The sequence below is a fragment of the Streptomyces sp. NPDC001880 genome (assembly GCF_053594575.1).
In genome coordinates, this window is record NZ_JBSFET010000197.1 from 1 (window position 1) to 4,557 (window position 4,557).

Here is a 4,557-nt window from a genome sequence, read left to right on the forward strand (position 1 = left end):
GCTCCGGCGTGGAAGGCACGATCCACCAAGCGGTCGTGGCCGCCGGCGCCCGCAGAAGCCGCTACACAGGACTACGGAAGACCGCCCTCGCACACGTCCTCACAGCCACCGCCGTCAACCTACTCCGACTCGATGCCTGGTGGACCGGGCAACCACTCGCCCCCACCCGGACATCACACCTCGCCGCATAGGCTATTGGGCAACGGGGTCATCGAGACCTTCTACAACAGACGCCGCCTGCGCAAGCACGTCCACTGGGGCTACCTCACACCCCACGAGACACGCCTGCGCTACCAGCAGGATCAGGCCCTCGCGGCGTAACGACGACGTGTCCAAGATCACGGTGAAACTTCATACGGCACCTTCCGCCTTGACATGGACAAGCGACTCGACCTGGGCCTGCTGGCCAGCGCGCCGCGTCCGCGATCCGACGAAGCTACCGCGGCGGTAGCCCGCTGACCGCTCTCCCCGATCGAGGCGGTTAGTCAGCGGCCCAAGTCGTCTCGCCTTGCGTCCCAGCCTTTCCAATCTTCGAAACGCCGACCGGCCTCAGCGTCTGTCCTGTGGCAGCCGTCGATGTTGAACGTCCTCCGGAGCCTTTCAGGGCGGCCGCTTCCTTCCACACGGCCTGTGGGTGTGCCTGCCGATTGTGCTGGTGGCGTTGTGCCCAGCGGACGGCGAGTGGTGCTGCCAGGCCCGTCAGGGTGAACAGCGCGCCTGCGACGTACCAACCGGGGCGGCCCCAGGTGATGCAGAGTGAGATGAGCAGGGCCGGGCCGAGGGCTTCGGCCAGTCCGGCGCCGAGGCCGAACACACCGAGGTACTGGCCGGTGGCGTGCTGCGGGGCGAGGGCGAAGGACACCTCGAAGCCTGCGGCGGAGTGCCACAGCTCGCCGATCGTGTGGATCACCATCGCGGTCATGAGCAGCGCGGCGGCGGCCCACGCCGGTATCCCCGCGGACAGGGAGATCAGCGAGCAGGAGACGAGGAAGGCCACGCCTGCTCGACGGTAAGCGGCTCCGCCTGCCGTTGGGGAATCGATGCTGCGGCTGGCTCGTATCTGGAACGCAATGACGATGACGGTGTTGATGAGCATGGTGCCCGAGATGAGCCAGCGCGGGGCGGTGGTGGCCGTGACCAGCCAGAGTGGGACGGCCACCGTGAGCACCTTGAACTGGACGGCCATGATGCCGTCGAGGGCGGCGAGCAGGAGGTAGGGGCGGTCCCGCAGGGCGATCCAGCGGGGGCCGCCGGTGGTGGGGACAGGTGTGACCGACGGCAGGTGGATCAGGATCGCCGCGGAAGCCGCGAAGGCGACCGCGTTGCCGATGACCAGGAGTCGGTAGGCGGGAAGGGTGCCCACCTGGACGGCCCAGCCCGCCAGCAGGGCGCCGAGGGAAATGCCCACGTTGGTCACGGCGCGGAGATAGGCGCGGAACGCCTGCGGCCGGTCCCCTCCGTAGTGCCTGATGAGTGGACTGCGTGCGGCCAGTCCGGCCGCTTTGGCGCCCATGGCCGTGCCTACCGCGAGAGCGAACAGCCAGAAGCTGTCTGCCAGTAAGAAGCCAGCAGTGGCCAACGCCTGGACGACGAGGGTGATCGCATAGACACCACGTGCTCCGTGCCGATCCGCGAGATGACCGACAGCGATGCCCACGGCCAGCGAGAGGACACCGGCGATGCCGAGTCCTAGGCCCACCTGGGTTGCCGGTAGTCGGACGGCCTCGGTGAAGTACAGGACTCCAGCGGTCAGATAGAGGCCGCTGCCGACGGTGTAGACGAAGTTCGAGGCGGCGAGGACGCGCTGTGGTCCGGGTTCCGGCATCAGGGGCATAAGGGCGGCTCCGCATCCCGAGTTGACAGTAAGGACTGACCTAGCTTTCCGCTCATTACTTGCAATAGCAATAGAGTTGCAATAGAGAGATGTGCGGTGAGTTCACCTGCCGCAGTAAATACCGGATTTACTGCGGCAGGCCCTCTACCGTGATCACCGCGACCTGCTGCGGGCCATTCCGGCCGCCGGGGCGAGGTGTACGCAATTACTGCGGCAGTACCGGAAGGGCGGGACGGACGTGACGATCGAACCGGTGACCGAAATCGGGAGCGGGGGCGCGCTTCGGCTGCCGCGCGCCCGGGTGGTGCCGCTGTCCGCCCCGCCGTCGTCGTACACCGCGGCTGTCGAGCGGTACCTCACCGGCGCGGGCATCGCGAAGTCCTCCGCGCGGATCTACCGGATCTCGCTGACGACGTGGGGGTGGATGCTCGCCGGCGAACCGGCGCCGACCAGACCCGCCCGTCGGGGCGCGAAGCCGCCCGTCTTCCCCGTCGCCGCGATCGACGACCCTGCGCTGCCGGAGGTGCTGGCCGAGCTGGCGGCGGCGCGGGCGGACGAGATGGACGCCGACACCGTCAACCGGGAACTGCCCATCGCGCGCAAGGCGATCGGCTGGTGGCAGCGACAGGGCTGGATCGTCGGCGATCCGACGATCGGCATCGAGCGGCGGCCGGCACCGCCCGACCGCACCAAGGCCCTGACCGAGAACCAGATCGCGGCCCTGTGGCGCCTGGAAGTCCCGCTGCGGGAAAAGACGTTCTGGAAGATGCTCTACGAGTCCGCCGCTCGGGCCGATGAGGTGCTATGCCTGAACGTGGACGACCTGTACCCGCAGGACAAACGCGGGAAGATCACCGCCAAGGGCGGGGCGACCGAGTGGATCCACTGGCAGTCCAGCACCGCCCAGCTCCTGCCCCGCCTCATCGCCCGCCGCACCCGTGGCCCGCTGTTCCTCACCGACCGCAAGGCCCCGGCCGGAACGCCGACGCTTGACGTGTGCCCGGAGACCGGCCGGGCCCGGCTCTCCTACCGCCGGGCTGAGGAAATCTTCGAGGAGAACACCCGGCTGCTGGCCAACCCGCTCGCCTCACCCGAGGACATCGAGGACCTGGACGGCTTCACACTCCACCGGCTCCGCCACAGTGCCCTCACACACGACGCCGAGGACGGCACCTCCACCCCAATGCTGCTGGCCCGCTCCCGCCACGCCTCCGTCCGCTCCCTGGAGCGGTACGCCCGCCCCGGCGTCGACGCAGTCGCCCGGCACGTCTCGGAGCGCGACCCCGCAGCACGTCGCCGGAACCGGTAGCGGACGCGGCTCTACCTTGCACCGTGGGTCAGAGATAGGAGACCGGGGCCTACAGGCGGGCTCAGCACATCTTGTAGTCGGCCCTCGTCGAGTTGTACGAGCAGCTGTCAACCTTCGAGCCGTTCGACTTCTTCAGCGTCGCCGTGTCCTTGTCGTTGTTCCAGACGTAGGCTCCGCGGTTCTGGTACAGGTTCGTCGCCGTGTTCTTGCCCTTGCCGGTGCGGATGGTGACGGTCTTGCCCTTGCCGAGCGTGTAGCTGCCGAACGTGTACTTGTGGTTCGACGCGTCTACCAGTACCCAGGCATTGCTCCCGGCCGAATCCGGCTGGACGGTGGACAGCAGCCCCGCCGAGCACCGCTGATATCGGGGGCGACTCCCCGTCGGGCCTCTCACCAGGCGTACGCCTCCGGGGCCCGCCGGGTCCGGGCGAGGCCACAGCAAGACAGGTCGAGGACCTCGTGCACCCGGCGATCAGCGCAGGCTGATGCAGAAGGGATGCCCAGCCGGATCGGTGAGGACCCGCGCCTTGTCCCCATGCGGCTGGTGATCCGGCTTGCCCGCACCCAGCTCCAGCAGCTGGGTTTCGGCCACCTCCAAGTCCTCATCGACCTTGAAGCAGACGTGAAGCTGCTGGGGGACGATCTGGTCGGGCCAACTCGGAGCCCGGTAGTCGTCGACCCGTTGAAAACCGATGAAGATTCCGTGCTCACCGTTGAGACCCGCGAAGTCGGAGTCCGACTTCGGGTGCGGTTCAAGGCCGGTGGCCTGCTGATAGAACGCTGCCAAAGCCAGCGGATCAGGGCAGTCGAGCGTTATCGCGACCAGCTTCATCTGCAGGGACATGGCACCTCCGGGCCAACCAGTGGACTTCCGCGATCAACACCCTAGAGGCGGCTGCCTACAGTTGATCGGGACACCCACCGCCGACCTGTCCCACCCAACTGTAGGCACCGCAGGTCACAGCCTCGCCCTACCTACAGTTATCTGGGACAGGACAGTCCGCCACGGAGAAGTCAGTGGAGTCTGCCACTGGGTGTCAGTGGTCTCGCCATGAGGGGTGTCAGTAGGGGCTGGCGTCGTCGGAGTCCGTGAGGCGAAGGCCGTACCGGACGTCGTCGACCAGGGTGGCGGTCCCGTCCTCTGCGCGGACCGGGAGCCCGGCATCGAGCAGTCCGGTGGCGGTCACCGCCTACTTTTCGCCGGGCGTGTGCCGACGCGTGACCCGGCGGCGCGCCAGGAATGCGATCGCGACGACCACCAGGTACAGCGGTACGAGCAGCACCGCGTTACCAGACGCCTGCTCCACCGTCACGCCCGCGTCGCGGTCCTCGCCCTGCAGCATGATGCGGTTCACGGTCAGGACGGTCAGGTGCGTGCCGATCGACGCCCACAGCGGGGCGTGACCCACGGCCG

7 protein-coding genes and 1 pseudogene are annotated in these 4,557 nt (G+C 67.9%); 3 read left to right on the plus strand and 5 right to left on the minus strand.

The features are described from left to right. Together ACWCQ6_RS35890 and ACWCQ6_RS35895 are read left to right on the plus strand one after the other, a co-directional pair. Positions 1–191 (plus strand): transposase (locus ACWCQ6_RS35890; protein ID WP_451096514.1); only part of this gene is annotated, 191 nt, incomplete at its 5' end. 4 nt (positions 192–195) lie between these two features. Beyond that, positions 196–321, plus strand: coding sequence for a hypothetical protein (locus ACWCQ6_RS35895; RefSeq protein ID WP_451096516.1), 126 nt, complete (start codon positions 196–198; stop codon positions 319–321). A gap of 160 nt (positions 322–481) precedes the next feature. Here ACWCQ6_RS35895 and ACWCQ6_RS35900 read toward each other — a convergent pair whose 3' ends face one another. Further along, positions 482–1,834 carry an MFS transporter gene (locus tag ACWCQ6_RS35900; protein WP_451096518.1) on the minus strand — a complete coding sequence of 451 codons (1,353 nt, stop codon included), beginning with the start codon at positions 1,832–1,834 and terminating at the stop codon, positions 482–484. Positions 1,835–2,087: 253 nt separating this feature from the next. On the opposite strand from ACWCQ6_RS35900, the gene ACWCQ6_RS35905 reads away from it, so the two are divergent. After that, positions 2,088–3,143, plus strand: coding sequence for a tyrosine-type recombinase/integrase (locus ACWCQ6_RS35905; protein ID WP_451096520.1), 1,056 nt, complete (start codon positions 2,088–2,090; stop codon positions 3,141–3,143). A 61-nt stretch (positions 3,144–3,204) separates the two neighbouring features. On the opposite strand, the gene ACWCQ6_RS35910 is transcribed toward ACWCQ6_RS35905, so the two are convergent. The 4 genes and pseudogenes from ACWCQ6_RS35910 to ACWCQ6_RS35925 form a co-directional block, all read right to left on the minus strand. Continuing rightward, positions 3,205–3,537 (minus strand): lamin tail domain-containing protein, encoded by a 333-nt coding sequence (locus ACWCQ6_RS35910; RefSeq protein WP_451096522.1) that lies wholly within the window; start codon positions 3,535–3,537, stop codon positions 3,205–3,207. Between the two features lie 78 nt (positions 3,538–3,615). Next, the gene (locus ACWCQ6_RS35915) at positions 3,616–3,987 is read right to left on the minus strand and encodes a VOC family protein (RefSeq protein WP_451096524.1); all 372 of its coding nucleotides are present in this window, start codon (positions 3,985–3,987) and stop codon (positions 3,616–3,618) included. 217 nt (positions 3,988–4,204) lie between these two features. Beyond that, complete coding sequence (locus tag ACWCQ6_RS35920) at positions 4,205–4,330, minus strand: hypothetical protein (RefSeq protein ID WP_451096526.1); 126 nt, start codon at positions 4,328–4,330, stop codon at positions 4,205–4,207. Positions 4,331–4,333: 3 nt separating this feature from the next. Beyond that, positions 4,334–4,557 (minus strand): annotated as a pseudogene (locus tag ACWCQ6_RS35925) (type II CAAX prenyl endopeptidase Rce1 family protein); the annotation flags it as partial.